1 protein-coding gene is annotated in these 1,800 nt (G+C 69.4%); it reads left to right on the plus strand.

Going from position 1 to position 1,800, the window contains the following annotated elements:
* The first annotated feature begins 125 nt into the window (after window positions 1-125).
* Window positions 126-1,784 (plus strand): DNA repair helicase XPB, encoded by a 1,659-nt coding sequence (locus WH07_RS35255; RefSeq protein WP_046509237.1) that lies wholly within the window; start codon window positions 126-128, stop codon window positions 1,782-1,784.
* The last annotated feature ends 16 nt before the right edge of the window (window positions 1,785-1,800 follow it).

Consider the following 1,800-nt stretch of genomic DNA (forward strand, 5'->3'; position numbering starts at 1 on the left):
GGTACGCCCACCGGCGGCCCCGGCCACCCCCGAAGCGGATCCCCGGGCTCCCTTCGTGGTCCGGATCAGAGCCGGATGCGGGAGACTGGGCGTTTGGCATACGGACATACGGAAAGGGCGCGGCTGTGAATGGACCCCTCATCGTCCAGAGCGACAAGACATTGCTGCTCGAAGTCGACCACGAGCAGGCGGGGGCCTGCCGTCGCGCCATCGCGCCGTTCGCCGAGCTGGAGCGGGCCCCCGAGCACATCCACACCTACCGGCTGACGCCGCTCGGGCTCTGGAACGCCCGGGCGGCCGGGCATGACGCCGAGCAGGTCGTGGACGCGCTGGTGGAGTTCTCGCGGTATCCCGTACCGCACGCCCTGCTCGTCGACGTCGCCGAGACGATGGCCCGCTACGGCCGGCTCGTGCTCTCCAAGCACCCCACCCACGGTCTGGTGCTGACCTCCACGGACCGTCCGGTGCTGGAGGAGATCCTCCGTTCCAAGAAGATCCAGCCGCTGGTCGGCGCCCGGATCGATCCGGACACCGTCGCCGTGCACCCCTCCGAGCGCGGCCAGATCAAGCAGACGCTGCTCAAGCTGGGCTGGCCGGCCGAGGATCATGCCGGTTACGTCGACGGCGAGGCGCACGCCATCGAGCTGGACGAGACAGGCTGGGCGCTGCGCCCGTACCAGAAGCAGGCCGTCGAGGGCTTCTGGCACGGCGGCTCCGGCGTGGTCGTCCTGCCCTGCGGAGCCGGAAAGACCCTGGTCGGCGCGGGTGCGATGGCGCAGGCCAAGGCCACGACCCTGATCCTGGTCACCAACACCGTCTCCGCCCGCCAGTGGAAGCACGAGCTGGTGAAGCGCACCTCGCTGACCGAGGACGAGATCGGCGAGTACAGCGGTACGAGGAAGGAGATCCGCCCCGTCACCATCGCCACGTACCAGGTGCTCACGACCCGTCGCAAGGGCATCTATCCGCACCTGGAGCTGTTCGACTCCCGCGACTGGGGTCTGATCGTGTACGACGAGGTGCATCTGCTGCCCGCGCCGGTCTTCAAGTTCACCGCCGATCTCCAGGCCCGCCGCCGTCTCGGGCTGACCGCCACGCTCGTACGGGAGGACGGCCGCGAGTCCGACGTCTTCTCGCTCATCGGGCCCAAGCGGTTCGACGCGCCGTGGAAGGAGATCGAGGCGCAGGGGTACATCGCCCCGGCCGACTGCGTCGAGGTACGGGTCAACCTCACCGACAGCGAGCGCCTCGCGTACGCGACCGCCGAGACGGAGGAGAAGTACCGGTACTGCGCGACGACCCCGACGAAGCGGCGGGTGACGGAGGCGCTGGTACGGAAGCACATGGGCGAGCAGACGCTGGTCATCGGCCAGTACATCGACCAGCTCGACGAACTGGGCGAGCATCTCGGCGCGCCGGTCATCAAGGGCGAGACCAGCAACGCGCAGCGGGAGCTGCTGTTCGAGGCGTTCCGGCAGGGCGAGATCTCGGTGCTGGTCGTGTCGAAGGTCGCGAACTTCTCGATCGACCTGCCGGAGGCGACGGTCGCGATCCAGGTCTCCGGCACGTTCGGCTCCCGCCAGGAGGAGGCGCAGCGGCTGGGCCGGGTGCTGCGGCCCAAGGCGGACGGGCACGAGGCGCGCTTCTACTCGGTCGTCGCGCGCGACACGATCGACCAGGACTTCGCGGCGCACCGGCAGCGCTTCCTGGCGGAGCAGGGATACGCGTACCGGATCGTGGACGCGGACGAACTGCTGGCGGGGGACGAAAGGGCCGGGGACTGAAAGGGCTGGGGGACTG

This window comes from Streptomyces odonnellii (assembly GCF_000981895.1).
GTDB classification, from domain to species: Bacteria; Actinomycetota; Actinomycetes; order Streptomycetales; family Streptomycetaceae; genus Streptomyces; species Streptomyces odonnellii.